Origin of the sequence: Bosea sp. 124 (assembly GCF_003046175.1) — a bacterium.
Lineage (GTDB): Bacteria > Pseudomonadota > Alphaproteobacteria > Rhizobiales > Beijerinckiaceae > Allobosea.
The window spans coordinates 2,469,581-2,494,578 of the sequence record NZ_PZZM01000001.1 but is presented as its reverse complement, the minus strand read 5'-3'; the positions used below and the strand labels follow the sequence as shown (position 1 = coordinate 2,494,578).

The window sequence follows — 24,998 nt, the reverse complement described above, 5'->3', positions numbered from 1 at the left end:
TGCACTGCATGCCATCGCGGATCGTCGCGTCACGGTGTCAGGCGGCTGTTAATCATGGCAGCCGAATGACCGGCCTCCGCCCCCCGTCATCCACCCGGACTTAGGATTTATCGGCGAGTAAGGCAGGCGCCAGAACGGCTCACTGTCGGCAGACGCTCGCCCGGAGCATGTCATCGGCGCCCGGACGCAATAACGGCGCAAGGGAAAAAGAGACACGGCTATGGCTTTGACTGCGCTGATCAGGGCGATGCGGCCGCATCACTGGCTCAAGAACGGCCTCGTATTCGTTCCGATCTTGCTCAACCATGACGTCTTCGACATTGCAGCGATCGGCCATGGCGCCATCGCGTTCCTGGCCTTCAGCCTGCTGGCCTCCTCAATCTATCTCCTCAACGACATCGTCGATGTCGAGGCCGACCGGCGCCATCCGACGAAATGCAAGCGCCCGCTGGCGGCCGGCGAAATCACCGAGCGCCAGGCCTATGCAGCCGTGCCCGTTCTGCTCGTCACCGCCTTCGCGCTCGCCTGGCTGCTGCCGCAGCCGAAGCTTTTCCTGTTGGCGCTCGGAGCCTATCTCGCGCTCGCTTTGGCCTATCTCTTCGTCCTCAAGCGCAAGCTGCTGGTCGATGTGCTCGGCCTGGCCGCCCTGCACACCCTGCGCATCCTCGCCGGTAATGCCGCCGCGGCGATTCCGCTCTCCTCGTGGCTGCTCGCCTTCTCGATGTTCCTGTTCCTGAGCCTGGCCTTGGTGAAGCGCTATGCGGAGCTGCGCATCACGCAGGACCAGTCCGGTCTGAAGAAGGCGGGGCGCGGCTATCATGCCGAGGACATTGAGGCGCTCTCGCAGCTCGGCATGGCCTCCGGCTGCACCTGCGCGCTGATCATGGCGCTCTATGTCGACAGCGCCGCCGTTAAGGAACTCTATCGCCATCCCGAACTGATCTGGCTGGTCTGCCCGATCATCCTCTACCAGATGGCGCGGATCTGGTTCCTGGCGCGGCGCGGGGCCATGCCGGACGATCCGCTCATCTTCATGATCCGCGACTGGCGCAGCCAGGTCACGGGCGCGACCGTGCTCGTGATCATGGTCGCGGCGACCCTGCTTCCGTGAGCGGCGCGCGATCCGACATCCGTTCCTGGGGCGGGTTGGCCGCGCAAGGCAGCCAGCCGCTCGCCCCCGAGGCGTGGATGGCCGACCCGTCGCCGCAACGCGGGCCCGTCCTGGCTTACGGCAATGGCCGCTCCTATGGTGATTCCTGCCTGAACGATGGCGGGCGGCTGATCCTGGCGCGCCGCCTCGACCGCATTCTCGCCTTTGACCGCGAGAGTGGGCTCGTCTCCTGCGAGGCCGGCGTCCTGCTGGATGACCTGCTGAAGCTCGTCGTGCCCGCCGGCTGGTTTCCGCCGGTGACTCCGGGCACCTGCTTCGTCACGATCGCCGGGGCGCTCGCCAACGACGTCCACGGCAAGAACCATCATCGTGCCGGCACCTTCGGCCGCCACGTTCGCGCCTTCGAACTCGTGCGCTCGGACGGGCGGCGGCTGACCTGCGCGCCCGACATCAACGGCGCGCTCTTCGCCGCCACCATCGGCGGCATGGGTCTCACCGGCCTGATCACGCAGGTCACGCTGCAACTCATGCCGGTGGCCTCCGCCGAGATGCAGCAGGAGGCCATCCACTTCGACGGGCTCGACCGCTTCTTCGCCATCGCCGCAGAATCCGATGCGACGCATGACTACACCGTCGCCTGGGTCGACGCGCTCGCAAGCGGCTCGGGTTTCGGGCGCGGCGTGTTCTTCCGCGCCAACCACGCGCCGGCCTCGAACCGGCCGCCGAGCCGCCCGAGGCGCAGCCTGCCCTTCCCGATCAGGCCGCCGGTCCCGCTGATCAACCGCGTGACGCTGCGCGCCTTCAACGCGCTCTACCGCGCGATGCAGCCACGCTCGCCGGAGCCGCGGCGCATCGCCTATCGCCCGTTCTTCTATCCGCTCGACCGGGTCCGCAACTGGAACCGCGCCTATGGGCCGAACGGCCTGCGCCAGTTCCAGTGCGCTATCCCGATGACCCATGCGCGCGATGCCGTGGAGGAGATGCTGCGGCGGACGCTCGCCGCCGGCGAGGCTTCGTTCCTCACCGTGCTCAAGCTCTTCGGCGACGTGCCTTCACCCGGAATGATGTCCTTCCCGCTTGCGGGCGCGACGCTGACGCTCGACGTCCCCAATCGCGGCGCGCGCACGACCAGGCTTCTCGACGAGCTCGACGCCGTCACGCTGGCCGCGGGCGGCCGCGTCAACCCCTACAAGGACGCCCGCATGTCGCCCGCGACCTTCGAGGCCTCCTTCCCGCACTGGCGCGATTTCGCGGCACATATCGACCCGGGTTTCTCGTCGAGCTTCTGGCGGCGCGTCACGGCCGGCTGAGTTCGTTCCGAAGTGCGTCCCGCACCCAAGCCCTCATCCTGATGAGGGCGGAGGGTCCACAAAAAATCTTTCCATCGCCTTGAACCTCCCCGCCGCCCGCCGCGACCAACGGTCATGAAGGGCGAATGGTTCGCCCCCAAGACATTCTGGGAGATCAAGACGATGACCCGCTTCAAGACCGTGACGATGGCCGCCCTGACCGCCCTGACCCTGGGCACCACCCTGACCGCCACCTCCGCCGAAGCCGGCTACTGGGGTCGCCGCGGATATGGCTGGGGCGCGGGTGCCGGCATCGTCGGCGCGATCGCAGCCGGCGCCATCATCGCCGGCGCGACCCGCCCGGCCTATGGCTACTCCGGTGGCTATTACGGCGGCCGCAGCTGCGAGATGGTCGAGCGCATCAACCGCTACGGCGAGGTCGTCGGCTACCGCCGCGTCTGCGGCTACTACTGAGCATTGCGGTTCAGCGGCCCGGGGCCAGGAACCCGCAGGGCCGCCGCCCCCTCCACGGATTGATCGAGCCCCTCCCCACTATGGCTCCCTGCTCGCGCCGGGAGCCTTTTTTCGTTTGGCGTCGCGACAACGAAAAAGGGCCGGCGAACCGGCCCTTTCGCAACGATCTCAGTCAGGCAATTCAGCCCTTCGCCACCGCAACCTTGCGCAGATAGTCGGTGACAATGCGGGTGATGCCGCGCGAGAGCAGGTCGTCCAGCGCATCGATGAAGGTGTCGCAATCCTCGCGCGTCGCGATCAGCGGCGGCTCGAGCCGGATGACGTTGCGGTTGTACTCGGTGAAGGCAACGAGCACGTCGTAATCCTTCAGCAGCAGCGCCCCGATGAAGCCGCAGAGCGAACCCTTCAGCTTGTCGTCGAGCAGCGCGACCATATGCTTGAGCCCGAAGGGCATGGTCTCGCTGATGTCCTGGAACTCGACACCGATCATCAGGCCGCGCCCGCGGATCTCCTTGAGCAGGCTCGGATGCTTGACGCGCAATTCGTTCAGCCGCGCGATCAGGTAATCGCCCTGGCGCTGGGCGTTGCCCATGAGGTCTTCCTCATAGAGCACGTTCAGCCCTTCGATCGCCGAGATGCAGGCCTCGCCCATCCCGCCGAACGTGGCCTGGGCATGGATCAGCGCGGTCTTCGGCTTGCCATAGGCCTTCATGTACAGCTCGCGGCGCGCGATCATCGCGCCCATCGCCGCCTTCGAGCCGCCGAGCGCCTTGGCCAGCGCGGTCACGTCCGGCACCACGCCGTCGCGTTCGAAGGCGAAGAACTGGCCGGTGCGCCCGAGCCCGCACTGCACCTCGTCGGCGACCCAGAGCACGCCGTGCTTGTCGCAGAGCGCGCGCAGCTCACGCCAGAAGCCCAGCGGCGCCTCGACGATGCCACCGCCACCCTGGATCGTCTCCATCACCACGATGCCGATGGAAGGATCGCTCTCCAGCGCCTGCCGCACCGCCTCGATGTCGCCGAACGGCACCTTGACCCGGTTCTCGACCAGCTTGAACTGCGACTGGTAGAGCGTCGAATCCGTGACCGAGAGCACGCCCTTGGTCTTGCCGTGGAACGAGTTCGCCGCGTGCAGGATCTTGGACTTGCCCGGTCCCTGCGCCTGCTCGGCGACCTTCAGTGCCGCTTCCATCGCCTCCGAGCCGGTCGAGCCGAGAAAGACCATGTCGAGATCGCCGGGTGAGATCGCGGCGAGGTTGGCGGCGAGCGCCGAAGCGTATTGCGACATGAACGCCATGCAGATCTCATGGCGGTTCTCGTCCTGGAACTTCTTCCTTGCCGCAACAATGCGCGGATGGTTGTGGCCGAAGGCGACCGAGCAGAAACCACCGAAGAAATCGAGGATCTTGCGGCCGTCCCTGGTGATGTAGTGCATGCCCTCGGCGCGATCGACGAGGATCTTGTCGAAGCCGAGCAGCTTCAGGAAATGCACCTGGCCCGGATTGATATGGCTGGTGAAGAGCTCCTTCACCGTCTGCACGTCGAGTTGCTTGGCGTCCTCGACGCTGTAGAGCTTCGGGCGCGCGGGCATGTTCGTCACGGCGACATCGTCGTTCTTGAAGGCGGGCATGCTCATGCTGCGAGGCTCCTCTGGCTCTGCTGATGGGCATCGAGGCCCCGGCGGTATTCGGTGTAGGCGGCGAGCAGCATGTCCTCGTCGCGATGCATCGGCGTCCAGCCGAGTTCGCGCTTGGCCCTGGAGGTGTCGAGAATGCAGATCTCGTCGGCGATCATGTATTGCTCGGGATCCATGATCGGCAGGTTGACCGCATCGAGCGCGTTCAGCGTCAGCTTGACCAGCGCAGCCGGCGTCGGCAGCAGGATCGACTTCGAACCGGCATGCTTGATCAGGTCGCCGAGCAGCTTCTTCACCGGGGGCGGATCGTCGGAACCCAGATTATAGGCCGAATTGGGGAAGCCCGCCTGCCAGGCCGCGACGCAGGCGCTGGCACAGTCGAACACCGAGATGAACTGGTAGGGGTTACGTCCTGAACCGATCATCGGCACCGGCAGGTTCATGTCGATCAGCTTGAACAGCTTGACCAGGATGCCGAGGCGCCCGGGCCCGATGATCAGGCGCGGCCGGAAGATCGGAATCTGGAAGCCCTTGTCGCGATAGGTCTGGGCCAGCGTCTCGGTCGCGAGCTTGCTCTCGCCATATTCGCCGAGCGGACGGGCCGGATGGTTCTCATCCTGCGGCACGGTGACCGAATGGCCATAGATCATGTCGGTGGTGAAGTGGACGAGCTTGTTGGCGCCTCGCTTCTCCATCCAGCTCAGGATGTTCTGCGTGCCGTGATAGTTCACCGGCCAGAAGAAATCATGCCGCTCGGCCCGCGTCACGATCGGCGACAGCATCTTGGCCGAGAGATTGTAGACGAGGTCGTCCTTGTCGAGCGGGATGCCGTCGACGCTGTCCTGATCGGTGACGTCGATCTTGTGGAACGGCACCGTGGCGTAATGGGCGTGGTTGCCCTTGACGATGTCGGCGACCAGCACCGCCTCGCCCATGGCTGCGAGGTCCGCCGCCAGATGCGAGCCGACGAAGCCGTCGCCGCCGATGATGATATGTTTCACGCGCGCGCTCTCCGGCTTAGGCGGGCAGGCGCGGGCGCTGGTTGCGCACCGGCACGGGAACGGGAACCAGCACCGGTTTCGGCTCCAGCAGGGCGCCGAGGCGCAGGAACAGGCGAACGATCAGATCCATGATGTCCCTCAGCTTTGTGCGATGAAGATCGTGCCGAGCACGATGAAGCCGATGCCCGCGATCCGCGCCGCGCCCACATCCTCGTTGAAGACGAAGTAGGCGTAGGCCGCGACCACGACATAGGCGAGGCTCAGGAAAGGGTAGGCGTAGGAGATCTGCACCTTCGACAGCACGACCAGATGCGAAGCCATGCTGATGACAAAGGTGCAAAGCCCCGCGAAGACGAAGGGGTTGAAGACCACCCGGAAAACTGTCCAGATCAGCCCGTCGCCGGCCACGTCGAGCGTGCCCACGCCGGTCATACCGCGCTTCAGCATCAATTGCGCGGCGGCATTGGTCAGCACCGTGAACAGGATCAGGGGAATATAGGCGTTCATCGGCGCTCGGGCTTTTCCACAAGTCTTCGGACCGGAAGAAAGTCTCCCGATACAAGGTTGGCTTCGGCCTCTGGATGGCGCGGAAAATACTTCAAATGCCTTACGCCGCGGGTCTTACCTCGGCGTAACGTTAAGATGAGACTGACGCGATTTCGGAAAGTTGCGGTAATCTCCGAGGTCGGCGGCAGGCGCCCTCCGAGGTTCGCATGAGCCCCCGGCACAAGCCGTGTTCAGATCGTCGCGGAACAGCGACGGACGATCGATGATTTCGCTTCAGCCGCCGCGCCTGATCCCCAGCGTCTTGATCCGCGAGGCCAGCGTCGTCGCCGGCAGGCCGAGGATCGCGGCCGCCCCGTTCGGCCCGCTGATCCTGCCGCCGGCACTCTCCAGCGCCGCCTGGATGCTGGCGCGGTCGCGCTCGCGCCGCTCGGGCTCGGTCAGGATCGCGCCCGCCGCCGGTGCCGGCACAAGGCTGGCCAACGGGCTCCGGCCGCTCTCCGGCAGGGCGACGAACAGGCGGCCGTTGCGGGCCAGGATCGCCGCGCGCTCGATCACATTCTGCAGTTCGCGGACATTGCCCGGCCAGTCATAGGCGCAGAGCCGGCGTGCATCGCCCTCGCTCAGCATCAGCCCTTCGACCTTGAGCTTGCGCTGCGCCCCGCTCAGGAAATGCAGCGCCAGCAGCGGGATGTCCTCGACACGCTCGCGCAGCGGCACCGAGACGATCGGGAAGACGTCGAGCCGGAAATACAGATCCTCGCGGAAGCGGCCCTCACGCACCTCGCGGCGCAGGTCCTTGTTGGTCGCGGCGATGATGCGGACATCGACATGGCGGGTGCGCTCCTCGCCGACACGCTCGAACTGCCCCTCCTGCAGCACCCGCAGCAGCTTACCCTGGAGCTCCAGCGGGATCTCGCCGACCTCGTCGAGGAAGAGCGTGCCGCCATCGGCCAGCTCGAAGCGGCCGACACGGTCGCGCAGCGCGCCGGTGAATGCCCCTTTCACATGGCCGAAGAACTCGCTTTCGAACAGTTCGCGCGGGATCGCGGCGCAGTTTACCCGGATCAGCGGGCGGGCGTTACGCTCGCTCGCCTCGTGGATCGCGCTGGCGATCAGCTCCTTGCCCGTGCCGGATTCTCCGGTGACCAGCACGGCGGCATCGGTACGCGCCACCAGCTCGACCTGGCTCAGCGTCTTCTGGATCGCGCCCGAGCGGCCGACGACGCCGCGATGGTTGCGCTCCAGCCGCATCTCCTCCTGCAGATAGGCGTTCTCGCGCTGCAACCGCTCGCGCAGCGTATCGACCTCCGCCAGCGCCGCGCGCAGGCGCTCGTCGGCCTCGTGGCGCTGGCTGATGTCACGGAAGATGATGACGGCCCCGACCAGCCGGCCGCGGTCGCGGATCGGCGTCGAGGTGTACTCGACCCAGAACCCCGAGCCGTCCTTGCGGAAGAACATCTCGTTCTCGACATGATGCACCGCCCCGTCGCGGAAGGCCGCATAGATCGGGCATTGCTGGTGCGGGTAATGCGTGCCGTCCGGCCGGTGATGATGAACCGCGGCATGCATGTCGCGGCCGATCAGTTCGCCGGTCTCCCAGCCGAGCATCGCTTCGCCCGCCGGATTGACGAAGGTCGTCCGCCCCTCGGCATTGACGCCGAAAATGCCCTCGCCCGCGGCGCGCAGGATGAGCTGGTTACTGCGCTCGATCTCCTGGAACAGCCGCTCGGTGCGCCGCCACTCATTGAGCCCGCCGCGGACATGCTGCTCGGCCTCGGCGTCGAGATCGCGCCGGTGGCGCAGGTCGAGATCGTAGAAGGTCAAAAGCACGGAGGGGTCCGGCTGCGTCAGCAGCCGCGAGCCGATGCATTCGACATGGATTGGCCCGCCATCGGCGCAAAGCGGGGCCAGCGCGCGCGTCCAGTAGCGGCCCTTGTGCAGCACGGCTTCCGTGAACACGGTCAGCGCCGCCGCCTGTCCCGGAAAGACCGCCATCACCGAGGCGCCGACGAGGTCGCGCTCCAGCGGCGTGAACAGGCGCCGCGCCTCCTCGTTCGCCGCCAGGATCCGCCCCGACAGCACGTCCACGGCCAACGCGGCATCGACCATGCTCTCGAACAGCCAGGTCGTCTGCGGGTGCAGGGCTGCCGCCTGCAAAGGCGGGGGCTGGGAAGGTTCGCTCAAGGCGATCGTTCTCGCGACATCTCGTGATTTGAATCACGAAAATTCGTCATTAACGAGATTTCGTCAAGCCCCGATTTCTCGTAAGACTTTGATTTTCATGCCGTCCCTGGCGCAGTCGGAGCTGGCCCGCTGCTTGCTAATCCAGATCGACCGACCAGCCGCCCATTCGATCAGCCGGAGGACTCGCGCATGGCCTTGTTCAAGAATCCGTTCGACGCCGATCGCCGTATCCGCCGGGGTTGCGATTGCGGCCGGCACCAGAGCCAGTCCGAACATGAGCAGGCGATTCGGGCCGAGGCTGTCGAGGTATCGGCCAGCGAGGACGGACGCTATGCGCGCGTCGTCGAGAACGCCGTCATGCGGGCGCTTTTCCCCCATGATGTGCAGCGCCGCTTTTTCCTGAAGCAGGTCGGCGCCTCGACCGCGATGGCTGCGATCTCCAGCCTCTTCCCGCTCGCCGCCGCGACCGAGGCCTTCGCCCAGGCCGTCCCGGAGAAGAAGGACCTCAAGGTCGGCTTCATCCCGATCACCTGCGCCACGCCGATCATCATGGCCCAGCCGATGGGCTTCTATGAAAAGCACGGCCTCAACGTCGACGTCATCAAGACCGCCGGCTGGGCCGTCGTGCGCGACAAGACCATCAACAAGGAATACGACGCCGCCCATATGCTCTCGCCGATGCCGCTGGCGATCTCGATGGGCGCGGGCTCGAACCCGATCCCCTACACGATGCCGGCGGTCGAGAACATCAACGGCCAGGCGATCACGCTGGCGATGAAGCACAAGGACAAGCGCGATCCGAAGTCGTGGAAGGGCTTCAAATTCGCCGTTCCCTTCGATTACTCGATGCACAACTACCTGCTGCGCTACTACCTCGCCGAGAACGGCATCGACCCCGACACCGATGTCCAGATCCGCGCCGTGCCGCCGCCGGAAATGGTCGCCAACCTGCGCGCCGACAACATCGACGGCTTCCTCGCCCCCGACCCGGTCAACCAGCGCGCGGTCTTCGACGGCGTCGGTTTCATCCACATTCTCTCCAAGGAAATCTGGGACGGCCATCCCTGCTGCGCCTTCGCCGCCTCGAAGGAGTTCGTCACCCAGACGCCGAACACCTATGCGGCCCTGCTCAAGGCGATCATCGACGCCACCGCCTTCGCCTCCAAGAACGAGAATCGCAAGCCGATCGCCGAGGCCATCGCGCCCGCCAATTATCTCAACCAGCCCGTGACGGTCGTCGAGCAGGTGCTGACGGGAACCTATGCCGACGGGCTCGGCAATGTGAAGCGCGATCCCAAGCGCATCGACTTCGACCCTTTCCCCTGGGAGGGCTTCGCCGTCTGGATCCTCACGCAGATGAAGCGCTGGGGGCAGGTCAAGGGCGAGATCGACTATGCTGGCGTGGCGAAACAGGTCTTCCTCGAGACCGACACAGCCAGGCTGATGAAAGAGGTCGGCCTGACCCCGCCGACCAGCGGCTCGAAGACCATCGTCGTGATGGGCAAGACCTTCGATGCCTCGAAGCCCGAGGACTACATCAAGAGCTTCGCGATCAAGCGGACCTGACAGGTGATGGAAAGCCCGTCCGAGCCTCCGCGTCCGCCGCTGCCGCCCTTCACGGCCGACAGCGCCGCGCAGAAGGCGCGCGGCGCCGAGGACGCCTGGAACAGCCGTGATCCGGTCAGGGTCGCGGCGGCCTACACGCTCGACAGCCGCTGGCGCAACCGCTCGGAATTCTTCTCCGGGCGGGAGGCGATCGCCGGTTTCCTCGAGCGCAAATGGGCCCGGGAACAGGATTACCGGCTGATCAAGGAGGTCTGGGCCTTCCATGGCAGCCGCGTCGCGGTGCGCTTCGCCTATGAATGGCATGATGCCGACGGCGCCTGGTTCCGCTCCCATGGCAACGAGCAATGGCAGTTCGCGGAAGACGGCCGCATGGCCCGGCGCGAGGCTTCGATCAACGACGTCGCGATCACGGAAGCCGACCGGCTGTTCCGCTGGCCGCTCGGCGCCCGCCCGGCCGACCATCCCGGCCTGACGGAGCTCGGACTGTGACCAGCGGGCTCAATCTCCGGGCGGGGCTTCTGTCGCTGACGATCCTCGTCATTTTCCTAGTGGCCTGGCACATCGCCACGCAAGGCAGCACCGAGCCCGCCGCCGGCATCGACCCGGAATACGCCAAGCTGATGGGCCTTGAGGTCACGCAGGGAAAATCGGCGATGCCTGGCCCGCTCGATGTGGCCAGGACGATCTGGGGCCATCTCAGGAACCCGTTCTACGACAAGGGCCCGAACGACAAGGGGCTCGGCATCCAGCTCGCTTTTTCGCTCGGCCGGGTGCTGCTCGGCTATGCGCTGGCCGTGCTCGTCGCCGTGCCGCTCGGCTTCCTGATCGGCATGTCGCCGCTGATCTCGAAAGCGCTCGATCCCTTCATCCAGATTCTGAAGCCGATCTCGCCTTTGGCCTGGATGCCGCTGGCGCTCTACACGATCAAGGATTCCGGCATCTCGGCGATCTTCGTGATCTTCATCTGCTCGGTCTGGCCGATGCTGCTGAACACCGCCTTCGGCGTCTCGGCCGTGCGCAAGGAGTGGCTCAACGTGGCCCGCACGCTCGAGGTCGGCCCGGTCAGGCGTGCCTTCACCATCATTCTGCCGGCCGCCGCCCCCACCATCCTCACCGGCATGCGCATCTCGATCGGCATCGCCTGGCTGGTCATCGTCGCGGCCGAGATGCTCGTGGGCGGCACGGGCATCGGCTACTTCGTCTGGAATGAGTGGAACAACCTCTCGATCACCAATGTCATCGTCGCGATCACCGTGATCGGCGTGATGGGCATGATCCTCGACCAGACCTTGGCGCGCCTGCAGCGCGCCGTGACCTATCCGGATTGAGCCGATGAGCCCGACCGAAAAATTCATCTCGATCGAGGGCATCGCCCGGCGTTACCCGAAGGCAGGCGGCGGCCTGACGACGGTGTTCGAGGACCTTTGGTTCTCAATGAAAAAAGGCGAATTCGTCTGCGTCATCGGCCATTCCGGGTGTGGCAAGACGACCGTGCTCAATATCCTCAACGGCCTCGATGCGCCCGATGACGGCGCCGCGATCGTCGACGGCCGGGCGATCGAGGGCCCCTCGCTCGACCGCGCCGTGATCTTCCAGGGCCATTCGCTGCTGCCCTGGCGCAGCGTGCTCGGCAATGTCGCCTACGCGGTCGCCGCGCGCCATCGCGACTGGCCGAAAGCCAGGGTCACCGCCCATGCCATGGCCTTCATCGAGAAGGTGGGGCTGAAGGGCTCGGAGCTGAAGAAGCCGTCGGAGCTGTCCGGCGGCATGAAGCAGCGCGTCGGCATCGCGCGTGCGCTCTCGATCGAGCCCAAGATGATGCTGATGGACGAGCCGTTCTCGGCACTCGATGCGCTGACGCGCGGCACGCTGCAGGACGAGGTCCGGCGCATCTGCCTGGAGACCGGCCAGACCGCCTTCATGATCACCCACGATGTCGACGAGGCGATCTATCTCGCCGACCGCATCGTGCTGATGACCAACGGCCCCCACGCCATGATCGCCGAGATCGTCGAGAACCCGCTGCCGCGCGACCGCATCCGCGCCGAGGTGCATCACCACCCCGACTACTACGCCATCCGCAACCATCTGATCGACTTCCTCGTCACCCGCTCGAAGACCTTCAGGGACACGATCCCCGAAGGCTACGACCGCCGCCATCCACCGGTGGTGCGGCCGGGCGCGGATGGTTCGGGGCCGGATGCAGGGCGGAAGGCGGCGTGACGGACCATGGTCTTCTCAGCCCGTCCAGAACAGGGCGCGGGGAACCCTCTCCCGTAGGGAGAGGGCAGGGTGAGGGGTCGGCCCTTCGCCGCTATTCCCGCAACCCGACCGCGGCTGCTGGTGCAGCGGCTCGCTGGTCCACCGGCTACACCTCACCCCTGCCCCTCTCCTTACAGGAGAGGGGTTCCTCGCGCCTCATCCGGCGAGGGCCGGGATACGATCAACCAGGGAGACAACACCATGAAGCGCGAAGAGCTCACCGAGAAGATCCTCGACATCAAGCGCGAGAAGGGCTGGAGCTGGAAGTACATCTCCGAGGAGATCGGCGGCATGTCCGAGGTGCTGATCGTCGGTGCGCTGCTCGGCCAGATGAAGCTGGTCAAGCCGCTGGCCGAGAAGGCTGCTGCCCTTTTCGGTCTGACCGAGAATGAAAAGCGCATGCTCAACGAAGTGCCCTATCGCGGCACGGGCACGCCGATGCCGCCGACCGACCCGCTGATCTACCGCTTTTACGAGATGGTGATGGTCAACGGGCCCGCCTGGAAGGCGCTGATCGAGGAGGAGTTCGGCGACGGCATCATGTCGGCGATCGACTTCAACATCGAGTTCGAGCGCGAGCCGAACCCGAAGGGCGACCGCGTCAAGATCGCCATGTCCGGCAAGTTTCTGCCCTATAAATATTATGGCAACGAGCAGGGCATCCCGGATTACGGTTTCAAGGAGGTCTGACGCGGCCATCCCGCGCCCGCCGTCTCCTCCGATCGCCGACGCGAGGCGTTCGCGGGAGCCTCGGAGGACGGCGACGGCGGAGCATGATAATAAGGCCGGCCTGGCTGACACAGGGTCTCCGCCATGCCGTTTCCCAACCGCGTCGCCCCTGACGGCCGCCTCTTCGCCGATCCGGCCCGCGGCCTGCTCTTCGGCAATCGCGGCGGGCGCTTTCACGATCCGCAGACCCGCGCGCTGCCGCAGCGGACCTATGCTAGCCGGCAATGGATCTGCTGCGTGCTCGCTTTCAAGGGCCGGCGCAGACAGGTCTGGGGCAAGGGCTATACCGAGCTGTTCTTCTGCGACGAGATCACCGCGCTCGCCGCCGGCCACCGCCCCTGCATGGAATGTCGGCGCGCCGATGCGCTCGCCTATCGCGCCGCTCTGATGCGAGGCACCGGCCTCACCGACACGCCCTCCTTCCCCGAGATCGACCGCCGCCTCGACCATGAACGCCGCAGCGGCCGGGTGAACAGGCTCCACCACATCCCTGTCGCCGACCTGCCGGATGGCAGCATGATTTTGCGCGAGGACGGGCAGGGCTTCCTTGCGCTCAAGAGCGGGCGGGCCCTGCTCTGGTCACCGGCCGGCTATGTCGCGCGGCTGGAGCCGCCGGCCGGCATCGTCCATGTGCTGACCCCACCGTCGACGCTCGCCGCGCTCGCCAACGGCTATCGCCCGCTCTGGCACGGCAGCGCCTGACCGGCCCGGCCCGTCCGGAACCTTTTCGTCCGCAGCAGCGTTGCCATCGCATTGATCGTCACATTCACTCTTGGGGGTGCTCCAATGCGTTCGATTGCTCTCTGGTTGCTCGGCATTCCGATTCCGATCATCATTCTGCTCTGGTTCTTCATGCGCTGAGCGGTTTGCACCATCGGCACAAGCGACATGGCCGGGCTTTTGCCCGGCCATGTTCGTTTTCGTGAACGACCATCGCTGCCGCCACGGACTGACAGTCGGGTCTGTCATGCGCAGCCCTGTCACATGACGACGCATCGCAGCATTGCGCCTGCTTCCCATCGCAACGTCGCCGGAACTGCCCTATATGCCGCCCATGTCAGCGATCATCTCCGTCTCCGGCGTCTCCAAGACCTACGCCTCCGGCTTTCAGGCCCTGAAGTCGGTCGACCTCGACATCAGGCCGGGCGAGATCTTCGCCCTGCTCGGGCCCAACGGCGCCGGCAAGACGACGCTGATCAGCATCATCTGCGGGTTGGTCAATCCGAGTACGGGAACGGTGCGGGCCGACGGACATGACATCGTCACGGATTATCGCGCCGCTCGCGCCACCATCGGGCTGGTGCCGCAGGAACTCACCACCGACGCCTTCGAGACGGTGCGCGCGACCGTCGCCTTCAGCCGCGGCCTGTTCGGCCAGCGCCGCAATCCAGCGCTCGTCGAGCAGGTGCTGAAAGACCTCTCGCTCTGGGACAAGCGCGACAGCCAGATCCGCACCTTGTCGGGCGGCATGAAGCGCCGGGTCATGATCGCCAAGGCGCTGGCGCATGAACCGCGCATCCTCTTCCTCGACGAGCCGACCGCCGGCGTCGATGTCGAGCTGCGGCAGGATATGTGGCAGCTCGTGCGCCGCCTGCGCGACAGCGGCGTCACCATCATCTTGACCACGCATTACATCGAGGAGGCCGAGGAGATGGCCGACCGCGTCGGCGTGATCAGCAAGGGCGAGATCATCCTGGTCGAGGACAAGGTCGAGCTGATGCGCAAGCTCGGCCGCAAACAATTGACCCTGACGCTGCAACAGCCACTGGCAGCCCTGCCTCCGGCCCTGTCCGGCTACGATCTGGCATTGACCGAGGACGGCGCGGAACTCGTCTTCACCTACGACACCAAGGCCGAGCGCACCGGCATCACGGCTTTGCTGCACGCCCTCGGCGAGGCCGGCATCCGCTTCAAGGATTTGCGCACGAGCCAGAGTTCGCTCGAGGATATTTTCGTCAGCCTGGTGAGGGACCGCCGATGAACACCGGCATCAACTGGCCAGCGATCCGCGCGATCTATCGTTTCGAGATGGCGCGCACTTTGCGCACGCCCCTGCAGAGCGTCGTCTCGCCGGTGCTCTCGACCTCGCTTTATTTCGTCGTCTTCGGCGCGGCCATCGGCTCGCGCATGCAGGCGATCGACGGCATCCCCTATGGCGCCTTCATCGTGCCTGGCCTGATTATGCTGACGTTGCTGACGCAGAGCATCGCCAACGCCTCCTTCGCGATCTATTTCCCGAAATTCACCGGCACGATCTACGAGCTGCTCTCCGCGCCCGTGGCCTGGTGGGAGGTGGTGATCGGCTATGTCGGTGCGGCCGCCACCAAATCGATCGTGCTCGGACTGATCATCCTGCTCACGGCCACCTTCTTCGTGCCGCTGCGGATCGAACATCCGGTCTGGATGCTGCTCTTTCTCGTGCTGACCGCGACAACCTTCAGCCTGTTCGGCTTCATCGTCGGCATCTGGGCCGACGGTTTCGAGAAGTTGCAGGTCATCCCGCTGCTGGTCGTGACGCCGCTCGCCTTCCTGGGAGGCTCGTTCTACTCGATCGAGATGCTGCCATCGTTCTGGCGGGGGGTCGCGCTGTTCAACCCGGTCGTCTACCTGATCAGCGGTTTCCGCTGGAGCTTCTTCGGCATCGCCGATGTCGGCGTCGGCACCAGCCTCGGCATGACGCTCGTCTTCCTCGCCGGCTGTATCGCCGTCGTCGGCTGGATCTTCCGCACCGGCTACCGCCTGAAGAACTAGGCGGCCTTCATATCGGCGAAGAAGGTGCCGACGGCGCCGCGCAGGATTTGCGCCTCGCGCGCCAGGTTCTCGGCGGTCGCCAGCGCCTGGCTGGCCGAGAGCATCGCCGCCTGCGAGGTCGCGGTCACACCCTCCATCTGTCGGGCGACGCTGGCGGTGCCGGAAGCCGTCGCCTGGGCACTGCTGGCGATCTCGGAGGTCGCCACCATCTGCTGGCCCGTTGCGCCGGCGATGGCGACCGTGTGCTGCGCTACCTCGCCCATGACGCTCGCGATGGTCTCGATCGCCGCGACCGCGCCTTGCGTCTCGCTCTCGAAGGCGGCGATGCGCTCCGCGATCTCGTCCGTCGCCTGGGCCGTCCGGCTCGCAAGCTGCTTGACCTCGGAGGCGACGACGGCAAAACCGCGCCCGGCCTCGCCGGCCCGCGCCGCCTCGATCGTGGCGTTGAGCGCGAGGAGGTTGGTCTGGGCCGCGATCTCGCGGATCAGGCCGATGACCTTGGCGATGCTGTCAGCGGCCTCCAGCAGGTTGACGACATTGGTGCGGGCACGTGCCGCGTCGGCGGCGGCGGTCCTCACCACGCTGTCGGTCTGGCCGATCCGGTCCGCGATGTCGGAAATCGATTCCGACAATTCCTCGGACGCCGCCGCGATGGCGCGGACATTGTCGGAGGCATCGAGTGTCGCCCCGCGGGCGTCGTTCGCCTGTGCGGTCGCACTCGTCGCCACCGCGTTCAGGCTGCGTGCGGTCTCCTCCATGCCCTCGGCACTGGCACGGACCGTGTTCAGCACGGAATCGATCCGCACGTTGAACTCCGCTATGAGTTGCTCGCGCTTGGCCTGACGCCGCATCCGAGCTGCATCGGCCGTGCGGGCGTCGGTCTCGAGCGCAGCACGCGCCGCCGCCGTCTCGTGGAACACGGCCACGGAGCGCGCCATGTCGCCGATCTCGTCGCGGCGGTTTGCCTGCGGAATGGATTCGACCGGCTCCGACGCCGCCATGCGCCGCATCGTCGTGGCCAGGAGGCGCAGCGGCTTGACCACGCAGCGGTCGACGACCGCGACGGTGAGTACAAGGCCGAACAGCAGGACCGCGAGGCCGACGGTGAGTTGCGTCCGCACACTATTGGCCTGCAGAAGATCGAGTTCATGATCCATGACGCTGCTGGCGGCCCCGCTCGCCGCCGCGATCCGCTTCAAGGCGGCGTTCAGCGCCTGTCGATTGCTGCGATTGGCCTCGTTGTTGCTGACCGCATTGACGGCAGCCGGGCCCTGTTGGCGTCCGAGACGGACCGCGTCCTCGCGGAATCCCACGAAAGCGTCGACCTGGGCGGCAACATCCGCGAAAGCGGCCATGTCGCCGGGCGGCACCAGGGGCCGCCACTGGGCCATCACGACCCGAATCTCGGCAAGGTTTTCGAGCAGGGGCACGGCGAAGCGTTCGCCATCCTGAGCGTCGCTGCTCATGATGATGCCGCGCGTATCCATCACCACTGCATTGACGAGACCATTCATCCGCTCGGCCATCAGCATCCGCAGCGAGGCCGCCTGCATCTCGTCGGTCATCGCGGCATAGCGGCTGAGCGTCTGCACGCCGATCACGATCGTGATCGCCGCCGCCAACGCGAGCAGCGCAACGCTTGCGAAGATCTGGCTGGAAATCCTGCGCAGGGCGGCCATTGCTGAAAGCTGTCTCTCGCTCATCGGCCCGGCGTCAACGCGCATCCCGGGAGCATCAGCATCTCCGACAATGATTAATCCGGCGTAATTGGCGGCGCGGAAGGCCCCTGCTGATCCGCCATGATTGACTTCGCCGGCCTCATCCTGTTCTCACACGGCCATGACCGACATCCAGACCTCCGACGCGCCGGGAGCCGGCGCCGCCCCGCATGCGCGCCGGCGCACCTTCGCGATCATCTCCCACCCCGACGCCGGCAAGACCACGCTGACCGAGAAGCTGCTCTATTTCGGCGGCGCGATTCAGCTCGCGGGCGAGGTGCGCGCCAAGGCGGGCCGCCGCCAGACATCGTCGGACTGGATGAAGATCGAACGCCAGCGCGGCATCTCGGTCGTGACCTCGGTGATGACCTTCGAATATGGCGGCCACGTCTTCAACCTGCTCGACACGCCGGGCCACGAGGACTTCTCCGAAGACACCTACCGCACGCTGACGGCGGTCGACTCGGCCGTGATGGTGATCGACGCCGCCAAGGGCATCGAGGCGCGGACCAAGAAGCTGTTCGAGGTCTGCCGGCTGCGCGACATCCCGATCGTCACCTTCATCAACAAGGTCGACCGCGAGACGCGCGACCTGTTCGACCTGATCAACGAGATCGAGACGACGCTGGCGCTCGATGTCGCGCCGATGACCTGGCCGGTCGGGCGCGGGCGCGAATTCGTCGGCACTTACGACCTCAAGACCAACAGCTTCCGCCGCAACCAGAAGGGCGACGAGAGCGCGCAGGACCAGAAGGTCTCCGGCTGGGAAGACAAGCTCTTTGACGAGCTCCTCCCCCATGGCGCGGCCGAGACCTGGCGCGAGGAGGTCTTCCTCGCCAGCGAGGGCCTGAAACCCTTCGACCTGACATCTTTCCGCGAGGGCCATCTGACGCCGCTCTATTTCGGTGCGGCGCTGCGCGACTATGGCGTGCGCGATCTCATTGACGCACTCGGTGCGCTCGCACCGAGCCCGCGCGCCCAGATCGCCGACAAGCGCACGATCGAAGCCGCGGAGCCGAAGATGACCGGCTTCGTCTTCAAGATCCAGGCGAACATGGACCCCAACCACCGCGACCGCATCGCCTTCATGCGCGTCTGCTCGGGCAAGCTCTCGCGCGGCATGAAGGCGAAGCTGGTTCGCACCGGCAAGCCGATGCCGCTCAACGCGCCGCAGTTCTTCTTCGCCCGCGACCGTTCGATCGCAGAAGAAGCCTATGCCGGCGACATCGTCGGCCTGCCCAATCACGGCACGCTGCGCATCGGCGACACGCTGACCGAGGGCGAGGACGTCGTCTTCAAGGGCGTGCCGTCCTTCGCGCCGGAAATCCTGCGCCGGGTCAAATTGAAGGACGCGATGAAGGCCAAGAAGCTGCGCGAGGCGCTGCAGCAGATGGCCGAGGAAGGCGTTGTCCAGATCTTCCTGCCGCATGACGGTGCGCCTGCCATCGTCGGTGTCGTCGGCGCGCTGCAGCTCGACGTGCTCAAGGAGCGCATGGATGTCGAGTACTCGCTGCCTGTCGATTTCGAGCCCTGCCAGTTCTCGATCGCGCGCTGGGTCTCCTCGCCCGACAAGGTGGCGTTGCAGAAATTCGTCGGCCTGAAGCCGTCCTCGATGGCCGACGACCTCGATGGCGATCCCGTCTTCATGGCGTCCAGCCAGTTCACGCTGAAATACGACGCCGAGCGCGCGCCGGAGGTCACCTTCTCGGATGTGAAGGACTACCAGAAGGTCGCGAAGGCCTGAGCGGGATCGCGAGCGCCGAAATCTCTCGATAGTGGGGTCAGTCCCTTCCCATCCGGGAGGAGGGCACCCACTCTCGGCGGTTCGCGCGGCAATTCGGGCTGTGATGCAAAAGTCACAGCCGGCCCGCTGATCTCCAGCTCTTGATCTCGGTCAAATCAATTCGGGCCGAATCCGGGCTTTTAGGAGGCATGAGTTGCGGAGGCGGCCTCGCGCTTCGCGCTCTCGATCTCCTGGGGGCTCCGCCATGTCACGCATCATCCGCCTTTCCGCCTGCGCCGCGCTGCTCGCCGCGACGGCGCTCACCTCGACCCAGCTATCTTCGGCGCATGCGGCCGATCTGCCCTCCACCAAGACGGCGCCGCTCGCGCCGATCATGACTCAGTGGAGCCCGTGGATGATCCGCGGCCGCGCCCTCTTTGTCGTTCCGCAGGAAGACGCAAAGCTGAAGCTCGGCGGCGCGCCGATCGTCGGCGGCGACGTCGACATCTCGAACTCGGTCGTCCCCGAACTCGATATCAGCTATTTCTTCACCAAGAATATCGCCGTCGAGCTCGTCCTCGGCGTCACCCCGCATAACGTGAAGGGCGCCGGTGCGCTCGCCGGTGCGCGCATCGGTTCGGCCTGGCTGCTGCCGCCGACCCTGATGCTGCAGTACCACTTCACCGATCTCGGCGCCTTCAAGCCCTATGTCGGCGTCGGCGTGAACTACACGATCTTCTTCAACGAGAAGGCCAAGGGCGGCTTCACCAGCTTTGACCTGAAGGACAGCTTCGGCGTCGCCCTCCAGGCCGGTTTCGACTACATGATCGACCAGCACTGGGGCATCAACTTCGACGTGAAGAAAATCTTCCTCGAGCCCAAGGTTAAGGTCAATAACGGCCTCGTCTCCGGCAAGGTCAAGATCGATCCCTGGCTGATCGGCGCCGGCGTCACCTATCGTTTCTGAGATATTCGGCGAATTCGGCCGGGGGAGGAAGGGAGTGGTTCGCCGCTCCCTTTTTCGCGTCTACTCCTCGGGCCTGGAGCATTTTCGAGCGAAGTGCACGCCGGTTTGCGTGAAGAAAATGCGTAAGAACGCGGAAATACTCTAGGTTTGCACGAAGCCGAGCGGGATCGCGGTGGTCGATTTCAGCTCCTCCATCGCGAACATCGAGGTGACGTCATTGAGGTCGATCCGCGAGATCAGCTTCTTGTAGAGCGCGTCATAGGCCGCGATGTCGCACACGCAGGCCTTGAGCAGATAGTCGATCTCGCCGCTCATCCGGTAGAAATCGACGATCTCCGGCAGGTCGTGCACAGCGGCATGGAAGCGCTCCAGCCACTCCATCGAATGCCGCGCCGTCTTGACCGCGATGAAGACCGTGACGCCGGCCTGCAGCTTGTCGCGGTCGAGCAGGGCGACCCGCTTCCGGATATAGCCCGTTGCCTCCAGCTTCTGCACGCGGCGCCAGCACGGCGTCGAGGACAGACCGACCACCTCGGCGAGTTCCGCCAGCGGCAGGCTCGCATCCTCCTGCAGGCACGCCAGGATGCGCAGGTCGAAGGCGTCGAGCTTGGCCATGCATGTCCCCGGAAATCGGAATTCGATAGTCGCCCTGCCGATCCAGAGCGCGATAATTTTCTAACTTCCCTACCAAATTTGGCAATAGATTTCAAAAGCCGTCGGGTTTGTCGCACCTTCGCAAACCCGTTTCGCCTCGCTCCGCTATCCTTGACCCATCATCGATCGGGCTGGAGCGGCGCATGCAGGGTTTTCTGAACGAGGAGCGCCGCGGCGCCGTGCTGCGCAGCCTGCGGACGGATGAAGGCACGCTCTCGCGCGATTATCTTGCCGCCGCCCGTAGCGTCCTGCGCGACCTCGTCGCCCTGCCCGACCTCGTCCGGCGCCTGCCGCTCGAGCGCAAGCCCGGCGGCTACACCCGCAACCTCCTCGCCGGCAACGAGGCCGTCAGCGTCTGGGCGATCCTCTGGGCGGAAGGAGCGACGACCTGCATCCACGACCACCATTGCTCCTGCTGCTTCGGTATCGTCACCGGCACCGTGACCGAGACCTGGTATCGCGCCATCGACGCGACGCGCGCAGTCGCCACCGAGGAGCAGGAGCGCCAGGCCGGCTATGTCGCCTGCATGCTGCCGTCGGGACCGAACATCCACCGCATGCGCAATCTCGGCTCGGGCGACGCCATCTCGATCCATATCTACGGCTTCGACCACGAGGCCCATGCCTCCTCGATCGAGACGGAATACACCGCCGTCGACGGCTGACGAGACCGCGCCCGCGGGGACAGGCCGCCGCGCTTGTCCCCGCAGTCCCACAACCGTCGATGATGGCCTCCCCTGACGAGGGAGCCATCCATGTCCATGCGCGGATCGGCCGCATCTGCGCCATCCAGCCCTCCGGCGCCGCCACCGCTCGCCGTCGCTGGCGCGCGTCTTCTGCGCCTCGCCCCCTCGGGCAGGGCTGAGATCGTCGACGGCATCGCCCGCCATTTCGACAGGCTCGCGCCGGGCGCCGGGATCACGACCCACCTGCGCCTCTGCCATCTCCTCGCCCAGGCCGCCCATGAAACAGACGGCTTTCGCACGCTCGAGGAATATGGCGGCGGCGCTTATTTCGCCCGCTACGAGGGCCGGCGCGACCTCGGCAACACGCTGGCCGGCGACGGCGCACGCTTCCACGGCCGCGGCATCTTTCAGCTCACCGGCCGTTTCAACTATCGTCGCTACGGCGCGCTGGTCGGAATCGACCTGGAGGCCGATCCGGAACGGGCGAAGGAACCGGCGGTGTCGCTCGCCACGGCCTTTGCCTATTGGCGGGATCGCGATTGCAATGAGGCAGCCGATGCGGACGACATCATCGCCGTGACGAAACGCATCAATGGCGGCCGCAACGGGCTGGCGCAGCGCACGCGCCTGCTGGCACTGGCGAAGACGATCTGGGTTTAGGGCGCGGGGAACCCCTCTCCTGTAAGGAGAGGGGCAAGGGTGAGGTGTCGGCCCCTCGACCAGTGTGATGCAACCCGATCGCTGCTGGCGCGAGCCTCATGCCGAAAACGGCCAACACCTCGCCCTGCCCTCTCCTTACAGGAGAGGGTCCCCCGCGCACTGTCTTGGACGGTCGAGGTCATTTCAGCCGTGGCCGGCCTTCAGCGCCTGGTCGAGATCGCCATAGAGGTCGTCGATATCCTCGATGCCGGTCGAGAGCCGGAGCAGATCGGGCGGGCAGGGCGAGCCGGCGCCCTCGATCGAGGCGCGATGCTCGATCAGGCTCTCGACACCGCCAAGCGAGGTCGCGCGCTTGTAGAGCTCGACATGCGCCGCCGCCTTCACCGCGGCTGCCTCGCCGCCGACGACCTGGACGGAAAGCATGTAGCCGAAGCCGCCCTCCATCTGGCGCGCGGCGATGTCGTGGCCGGGATGCTGCGGCAGGCCGGGATAGAGCACGCGCGCCACCAGCGGATGGGCAGAAAGCTTCTGCGCCAGCGTCATCGCCGAGGCGCTCTGGCGCTCTTGCCGGACATGGAGCGTGCGCATGCCGCGCATCAGCAGATAGGCCTCGAACGGCCCGAGGATACCACCCTGCCCCTTGCGCACCGTCTTGATGCGGTTCCAGAATTCGTCGTCCTCGCGGGCGCAGAGCGCACCGGCAACCACGTCGGAATGACCGTTCAGCACCTTGGTCGCCGCATGCATCACGATATCGGCGCCGAGGCTGAGCGGCCGCGTATGCACCGGCGAGGCACAGGTCGAATCGACCGCGAGCTTTGCCCCGGCCTTGTGCGCGATCTCGGCCGCACCGGCGATGTCGGTGATCGTCCAGAGCGGGTTCGACGGCGTCTCGGCCCAGACCAGCTTCGTCTTGCCCGGCTTCATGGCGGCAGCCAGTGCGGCGAGATCGTCGGTCTCGACGAACTCGATCACCAGGCCCCAGCGCGTCGCCTCGGTCAAAAGCCAGGCGCGCAGTGCCCAGTACATCACCTTGGAGGCGACGACATGGTCGCCCGGCGACAGTGCCTGGAACACGGCGGTCGCCGCGGCCATCCCCGAGCCGAACAGCAGGGCGCCGGCCTTGGCCTGCTCCAGCATGGCGAGCACGCTTTCGGCCTCGCGCGTCGTCTCGTTGTCGGGACGGCCATAGATGAAGCCGCCGGAATAGCCATTGTCCTCGTCGCGGATATAGGTCGTCGAGACATGGATCGGCGGCACGACGCCCTTCGTCAGCGGATCGATCTTGCCCATGGCCTGCGCGGCGAGGCTCCGCGGGCTCCAGCTCTTCCTGCTCATGTTCGCTCCAAACCTTCCTTGCCAAGCCATCCTCGCCGGGTGCGGCGGTTACGCGCAAGGACGACCAAACGCACTCTAGCGAGCGACGGCAGTTTTAGTTGGCGTTTTTCATCGCCTAGCGATTATTTTCGTCGAAAGGAAACTCACTGTGACGAAAATCACCGACCTCGACCGTTTCGATCATGCGCTGCTGGAAGAAGTGCAGCGCGACAACCAGACTCCGGCGCGCATTCTCGCGGAGCGTGTCGGGCTGTCGCAGAGCGCCGTGCTGCGCCGCCTTCGCAGGTTGCGGGCGGAGAAGATCATCACCGCTGATATCGCGATCGTAAACCCGGCGGTGCTCGGCGTGCCCGTCACGATCCATGTGCTTGTTTCGCTCGTGCGCGGCTCACAGCTCGCCGACGAGTTCGCGCGCAAGCTGGGTTCGCGGCCGGAGATCCGGCAGGCCTCCTATGTGACCGGGGGCGCGGATTTCGTCCTCCACCTTCAGGTGGAAAGCATGGAAGCCTATGCGGCCTTTGCTCGCGAGATTTTCCACGACGATCCCAATGTCTCGTCGTTCTACACCTATGTCGCCATGCGCGAGGTGGTTGGACCGCTCGGGGAAAGTCAGCCGGACCGCCGCTCTCCGTCGCCTCGCCCGAAACGGGCGCCGTAGGAGCGAATCTACCCGATCGAACGCTCGATCACGTTCATCACGGTCGCCCGCAATTCCGCAATGGTGAAGGGCTTGGTCATCACCTCGGAAACGATCGCATCCAGGCTGCGGGCGCGTTCGCGCTGCTCGGCATAGCCGGTCATCAGCATGATCGTGAGATCGGGGAAGGCCTGCTTGGCAGCGAGCGCCAGCGCGATCCCGTCCATCAGCGGCATGCGGATGTCGGTCAGCAGCAGATCGAAACGGCCCTCCTCCGCAATCAGCGTGTCGAGCGCCTCGGCGCCGTCGGCGGCCGTCAGGCAGGTATGCCCGTCCATCGTCAGGCCGCGCGCCACCAGGACTCGCAACGGCTCCTCGTCATCGACGACCAGAATGCGCGACATCGGTTCAGATCCCGGGCAGGCCGGCCTGATCGGCCGTCTCGATGACACCGACATAGGGCAATTGCCGGTAGGAGTGGGCCACGTCCATGCCGTAGCCGACGACGAAATAATCCGGGCATTCGAAGCCGACGTAATCGGCGATGATGTTGACCGCCCGCTTGCCCGGCTTCTCGAGCAGCACGACCGAGGACACTTTCGACGCCCCGCGCGCCGCCAGCAGATCCTTGGCGAAGGCGAGCGTGCGGCCGGATTCGAGAATGTCGTCGACGAGCAGGACCTCGCGACCGCGCACCTCGCTCTGCACGTCGCGCAGGATTTCGACCTGGCCGGAGGACACCGTCGCGGCCCGGTAGCTCGACAGATGCACGAACTCGACCTGCGGCGACATCCCGGCCCGGTGCATGGCCCGGATCAGGTCGGCGACGAACATGAAGCTGCCCTTCAGGACCGCGACCACGAGCAGGTCCGCGGGCGCGGTCGCCGCGATCGCCTTCGCCATCTCCTCGTTGCGCTTTGCGATGGTCGCCTCGTCATAGAGCACCCTGATGCGCCGTGGCTCGGGCATGGTCTGGTCGTCCTTTCGCGCCGCACCGCCGGCAGGCCTCGTCGGGCCGGGCACAGGCGCGGTTCATGGGGTTTATGGTCCGGTCACGAGATTTAGAGTGCCTGAACGGAACTGGATAGGGCCGTGCGCCGAATGC

Annotated in this window: 25 protein-coding genes; 16 read left to right on the top strand and 9 right to left on the bottom strand. The window is 65.7% G+C overall.

The annotated features are described in order from the left end of the window. Positions 1–220: 220 nt before the first annotated feature. The 3 genes from C8D03_RS11760 to C8D03_RS11750 all read left to right on the top strand — a co-directional run bounded on the left by C8D03_RS11760 (position 221) and on the right by C8D03_RS11750 (position 2,874). On the top strand, positions 221–1,111 hold the full coding sequence (locus C8D03_RS11760; protein ID WP_108046424.1) for a UbiA family prenyltransferase: 891 nt from the start codon (positions 221–223) through the stop codon (positions 1,109–1,111). After that, positions 1,108–2,421, top strand: coding sequence for an FAD-binding oxidoreductase (locus C8D03_RS11755; protein ID WP_146170152.1), 1,314 nt, complete (start codon positions 1,108–1,110; stop codon positions 2,419–2,421). Before C8D03_RS11760 ends, C8D03_RS11755 begins: the two co-directional genes overlap by 4 nt. 114 nt (positions 2,422–2,535) lie before the next feature. Then, positions 2,536–2,874 carry a hypothetical protein gene (locus C8D03_RS11750; protein WP_108046422.1) on the top strand — a complete coding sequence of 113 codons (339 nt, stop codon included), beginning with the start codon at positions 2,536–2,538 and terminating at the stop codon, positions 2,872–2,874. A 181-nt stretch (positions 2,875–3,055) separates the two neighbouring features. On the opposite strand, the gene C8D03_RS11745 is transcribed toward C8D03_RS11750, so the two are convergent. The 4 genes from C8D03_RS11745 to C8D03_RS11730 form a co-directional block, all read right to left on the bottom strand. Further along, positions 3,056–4,510: an aspartate aminotransferase family protein gene (locus C8D03_RS11745; RefSeq protein WP_108046421.1), complete on the bottom strand. Its 1,455-nt coding sequence runs from the start codon at positions 4,508–4,510 to the stop codon at positions 3,056–3,058. Beyond that, a complete protein-coding gene (locus C8D03_RS11740) occupies positions 4,507–5,511 on the bottom strand; it encodes an NAD-dependent epimerase/dehydratase family protein (RefSeq protein ID WP_108046420.1) in 1,005 nt (334 codons plus the stop codon). The genes C8D03_RS11745 and C8D03_RS11740 overlap by 4 nt, the downstream gene beginning before the upstream one ends. Positions 5,512–5,649: 138 nt before the next feature. Next, positions 5,650–6,018, bottom strand: a complete 369-nt coding sequence (locus C8D03_RS11735) for a DMT family transporter (RefSeq protein WP_108046419.1) — start codon at positions 6,016–6,018, stop codon at positions 5,650–5,652. A gap of 273 nt (positions 6,019–6,291) precedes the next feature. After that, positions 6,292–8,127, bottom strand: a complete 1,836-nt coding sequence (locus C8D03_RS11730) for a sigma 54-interacting transcriptional regulator (protein WP_108051545.1) — start codon at positions 8,125–8,127, stop codon at positions 6,292–6,294. A gap of 264 nt (positions 8,128–8,391) precedes the next feature. Here C8D03_RS11730 and C8D03_RS11725 point away from each other — a divergent pair, with 264 nt between their 5' ends. The 8 genes from C8D03_RS11725 (at position 8,392) to C8D03_RS11690 (ending at position 15,510) form a co-directional block, all read left to right on the top strand. After that, positions 8,392–9,768, top strand: a complete 1,377-nt coding sequence (locus C8D03_RS11725; RefSeq protein WP_108046418.1) for a CmpA/NrtA family ABC transporter substrate-binding protein — start codon at positions 8,392–8,394, stop codon at positions 9,766–9,768. A gap of 6 nt (positions 9,769–9,774) precedes the next feature. Beyond that, on the top strand, positions 9,775–10,257 hold the full coding sequence (locus tag C8D03_RS11720; protein WP_108046417.1) for a nuclear transport factor 2 family protein: 483 nt from the start codon (positions 9,775–9,777) through the stop codon (positions 10,255–10,257). Further along, the gene (ntrB, locus tag C8D03_RS11715; protein WP_108046416.1) at positions 10,254–11,096 is read left to right on the top strand and encodes a nitrate ABC transporter permease; all 843 of its coding nucleotides are present in this window, start codon (positions 10,254–10,256) and stop codon (positions 11,094–11,096) included. The genes C8D03_RS11720 and ntrB overlap by 4 nt, the downstream gene beginning before the upstream one ends. Before the next feature lie 4 nt (positions 11,097–11,100). Beyond that, positions 11,101–11,991, top strand: coding sequence for an ABC transporter ATP-binding protein (locus C8D03_RS11710; RefSeq protein ID WP_108046415.1), 891 nt, complete (start codon positions 11,101–11,103; stop codon positions 11,989–11,991). Positions 11,992–12,231: 240 nt separating this feature from the next. Beyond that, a complete protein-coding gene (gene cynS / locus C8D03_RS11705; RefSeq protein WP_108046414.1) occupies positions 12,232–12,720 on the top strand; it encodes a cyanase in 489 nt (162 codons plus the stop codon). A 123-nt stretch (positions 12,721–12,843) separates the two neighbouring features. Continuing rightward, positions 12,844–13,461, top strand: a complete 618-nt coding sequence (locus tag C8D03_RS11700; RefSeq protein ID WP_108046413.1) for a hypothetical protein — start codon at positions 12,844–12,846, stop codon at positions 13,459–13,461. A 352-nt stretch (positions 13,462–13,813) separates the two neighbouring features. Further along, positions 13,814–14,740, top strand: a complete 927-nt coding sequence (locus tag C8D03_RS11695; RefSeq protein WP_108051543.1) for an ABC transporter ATP-binding protein — start codon at positions 13,814–13,816, stop codon at positions 14,738–14,740. 8 nt (positions 14,741–14,748) lie between these two features. Continuing rightward, a complete protein-coding gene (locus C8D03_RS11690; protein WP_108051541.1) occupies positions 14,749–15,510 on the top strand; it encodes an ABC transporter permease in 762 nt (253 codons plus the stop codon). Here the strand turns inward: C8D03_RS11690 and C8D03_RS11685 are convergent. Further along, positions 15,507–17,213 (bottom strand): methyl-accepting chemotaxis protein, encoded by a 1,707-nt coding sequence (locus C8D03_RS11685; RefSeq protein WP_181300911.1) that lies wholly within the window; start codon positions 17,211–17,213, stop codon positions 15,507–15,509. The genes C8D03_RS11690 and C8D03_RS11685 overlap by 4 nt on opposite strands. Before the next feature lie 136 nt (positions 17,214–17,349). Here C8D03_RS11685 and C8D03_RS11680 point away from each other — a divergent pair, with 136 nt between their 5' ends. Together C8D03_RS11680 and C8D03_RS11675 are read left to right on the top strand one after the other, a co-directional pair. Further along, positions 17,350–18,972, top strand: a complete 1,623-nt coding sequence (locus tag C8D03_RS11680) for a peptide chain release factor 3 (RefSeq protein WP_108046411.1) — start codon at positions 17,350–17,352, stop codon at positions 18,970–18,972. Positions 18,973–19,216: 244 nt separating this feature from the next. Next, the gene (locus tag C8D03_RS11675) at positions 19,217–19,918 is read left to right on the top strand and encodes an OmpW/AlkL family protein (RefSeq protein ID WP_108046410.1); all 702 of its coding nucleotides are present in this window, start codon (positions 19,217–19,219) and stop codon (positions 19,916–19,918) included. 141 nt (positions 19,919–20,059) lie between these two features. On the opposite strand, the gene C8D03_RS11670 is transcribed toward C8D03_RS11675, so the two are convergent. After that, positions 20,060–20,533 (bottom strand): Lrp/AsnC family transcriptional regulator, encoded by a 474-nt coding sequence (locus tag C8D03_RS11670; protein WP_108046409.1) that lies wholly within the window; start codon positions 20,531–20,533, stop codon positions 20,060–20,062. Between the two features lie 182 nt (positions 20,534–20,715). On the opposite strand from C8D03_RS11670, the gene C8D03_RS11665 reads away from it, so the two are divergent. Beyond that, entirely contained in the window at positions 20,716–21,237 is a 522-nt protein-coding gene (locus tag C8D03_RS11665) for a cysteine dioxygenase (RefSeq protein ID WP_108046408.1), read from the top strand. Between the two features lie 90 nt (positions 21,238–21,327). Then, positions 21,328–21,918, top strand: coding sequence for a glycoside hydrolase family 19 protein (locus C8D03_RS11660; RefSeq protein WP_108046407.1), 591 nt, complete (start codon positions 21,328–21,330; stop codon positions 21,916–21,918). 183 nt (positions 21,919–22,101) lie between these two features. Here C8D03_RS11660 and C8D03_RS11655 read toward each other — a convergent pair whose 3' ends face one another. Continuing rightward, entirely contained in the window at positions 22,102–23,256 is a 1,155-nt protein-coding gene (locus C8D03_RS11655) for a trans-sulfuration enzyme family protein (RefSeq protein ID WP_108046406.1), read from the bottom strand. 148 nt (positions 23,257–23,404) lie between these two features. On the opposite strand from C8D03_RS11655, the gene C8D03_RS11650 reads away from it, so the two are divergent. Then, positions 23,405–23,914 carry an Lrp/AsnC family transcriptional regulator gene (locus C8D03_RS11650; protein ID WP_108046405.1) on the top strand — a complete coding sequence of 170 codons (510 nt, stop codon included), beginning with the start codon at positions 23,405–23,407 and terminating at the stop codon, positions 23,912–23,914. A gap of 8 nt (positions 23,915–23,922) precedes the next feature. On the opposite strand, the gene C8D03_RS11645 is transcribed toward C8D03_RS11650, so the two are convergent. Next, positions 23,923–24,297 carry a response regulator gene (locus C8D03_RS11645; protein WP_108046404.1) on the bottom strand — a complete coding sequence of 125 codons (375 nt, stop codon included), beginning with the start codon at positions 24,295–24,297 and terminating at the stop codon, positions 23,923–23,925. Between the two features lie 4 nt (positions 24,298–24,301). Continuing rightward, positions 24,302–24,862, bottom strand: coding sequence for a hypoxanthine phosphoribosyltransferase (hpt, locus tag C8D03_RS11640; RefSeq protein ID WP_108051539.1), 561 nt, complete (start codon positions 24,860–24,862; stop codon positions 24,302–24,304). Positions 24,863–24,998: the final 136 nt, after the last annotated feature.

Excerpts from the sequence above, each read along its gene's own strand:
- C8D03_RS11685 (WP_181300911.1), bottom strand. The coding sequence starts at position 17,213 with ATGAGCGAGAGACAGCTTTCAGCAATGGCCGCCCTGCGCAGGATTTCC.
- C8D03_RS11735 (WP_108046419.1), bottom strand. The coding sequence starts at position 6,018 with ATGAACGCCTATATTCCCCTGATCCTGTTCACGGTGCTGACCAATGCC.
- hpt (WP_108051539.1), bottom strand. The coding sequence starts at position 24,862 with ATGCCCGAGCCACGGCGCATCAGGGTGCTCTATGACGAGGCGACCATC.
- C8D03_RS11700 (WP_108046413.1), top strand. The coding sequence starts at position 12,844 with ATGCCGTTTCCCAACCGCGTCGCCCCTGACGGCCGCCTCTTCGCCGAT.
- C8D03_RS11675 (WP_108046410.1), top strand. The coding sequence starts at position 19,217 with ATGTCACGCATCATCCGCCTTTCCGCCTGCGCCGCGCTGCTCGCCGCG.
- C8D03_RS11760 (WP_108046424.1), top strand. The coding sequence starts at position 221 with ATGGCTTTGACTGCGCTGATCAGGGCGATGCGGCCGCATCACTGGCTC.
- cynS (WP_108046414.1), top strand. The coding sequence starts at position 12,232 with ATGAAGCGCGAAGAGCTCACCGAGAAGATCCTCGACATCAAGCGCGAG.
- C8D03_RS11670 (WP_108046409.1), bottom strand. The coding sequence starts at position 20,533 with ATGGCCAAGCTCGACGCCTTCGACCTGCGCATCCTGGCGTGCCTGCAG.
- C8D03_RS11680 (WP_108046411.1), top strand. The coding sequence starts at position 17,350 with ATGACCGACATCCAGACCTCCGACGCGCCGGGAGCCGGCGCCGCCCCG.
- C8D03_RS11725 (WP_108046418.1), top strand. The coding sequence starts at position 8,392 with ATGGCCTTGTTCAAGAATCCGTTCGACGCCGATCGCCGTATCCGCCGG.
- C8D03_RS11655 (WP_108046406.1), bottom strand. The coding sequence starts at position 23,256 with ATGAGCAGGAAGAGCTGGAGCCCGCGGAGCCTCGCCGCGCAGGCCATG.
- C8D03_RS11750 (WP_108046422.1), top strand. The coding sequence starts at position 2,536 with ATGAAGGGCGAATGGTTCGCCCCCAAGACATTCTGGGAGATCAAGACG.
- C8D03_RS11660 (WP_108046407.1), top strand. The coding sequence starts at position 21,328 with ATGTCCATGCGCGGATCGGCCGCATCTGCGCCATCCAGCCCTCCGGCG.
- C8D03_RS11730 (WP_108051545.1), bottom strand. The coding sequence starts at position 8,127 with ATGGTCGATGCCGCGTTGGCCGTGGACGTGCTGTCGGGGCGGATCCTG.
- C8D03_RS11710 (WP_108046415.1), top strand. The coding sequence starts at position 11,101 with ATGAGCCCGACCGAAAAATTCATCTCGATCGAGGGCATCGCCCGGCGT.
- C8D03_RS11745 (WP_108046421.1), bottom strand. The coding sequence starts at position 4,510 with ATGAGCATGCCCGCCTTCAAGAACGACGATGTCGCCGTGACGAACATG.
- C8D03_RS11665 (WP_108046408.1), top strand. The coding sequence starts at position 20,716 with ATGCAGGGTTTTCTGAACGAGGAGCGCCGCGGCGCCGTGCTGCGCAGC.
- C8D03_RS11720 (WP_108046417.1), top strand. The coding sequence starts at position 9,775 with ATGGAAAGCCCGTCCGAGCCTCCGCGTCCGCCGCTGCCGCCCTTCACG.
- C8D03_RS11645 (WP_108046404.1), bottom strand. The coding sequence starts at position 24,297 with ATGTCGCGCATTCTGGTCGTCGATGACGAGGAGCCGTTGCGAGTCCTG.
- C8D03_RS11695 (WP_108051543.1), top strand. The coding sequence starts at position 13,814 with ATGTCAGCGATCATCTCCGTCTCCGGCGTCTCCAAGACCTACGCCTCC.